The sequence below is a fragment of the Penaeicola halotolerans genome (assembly GCF_016464625.1).
GTDB classification, from domain to species: Bacteria; Bacteroidota; Bacteroidia; order Cytophagales; family Cyclobacteriaceae; genus Penaeicola; species Penaeicola halotolerans.
Genome location: NZ_JAEAGO010000017.1, coordinates 1 through 439 on the forward strand (window position 1 = coordinate 1; position 439 = coordinate 439).

Here is a 439-nt window from a genome sequence, read left to right on the forward strand (position 1 = left end):
ATTCGTCTTTGCATTCAGAGCTGCTAATGCCTACAGATGTTCCTTTATTGTATAAGATTGTTTTGGCTATCCTGGGTTTTTTGTTTTGCCATATAAACTTGATTATTGTTCTCTCAAGTTCTGTGAAGAAGTTTGATGGGATTTTGATGGGGATTGCATTGAATCTATAGATTGCTTTTGGTAGAATTGCCATTTTTACTATGTTGATTCTCCCAATCCAAGAGCAGGGGAGGTCTTTCCATTTTCTGGTATCCTCCTCAATTTCTTTCTTCAAAGACTTAAAGTTCTTGTCAAATAGGTCTTTCACTTCCTTGGTTAGTGTTATCCCAAGACACTTTATGATATTTGTGGCTATTTTGAAAGGTGATGTTTCTCTAATTTCCCCCTCAGCTTCTTTATAATTTGTGTACAAGAAGGCTACTGATTTTTTTTGGAGTTG

Annotated in this window: 1 protein-coding gene; it reads right to left on the bottom strand. The window is 35.8% G+C overall.

The window, feature by feature from the left end; all coding sequences use genetic code 11:
- Positions 1–439 (bottom strand): hypothetical protein (locus I5349_RS13615; RefSeq protein ID WP_226391332.1); only part of this gene is annotated, 439 nt, incomplete at both ends.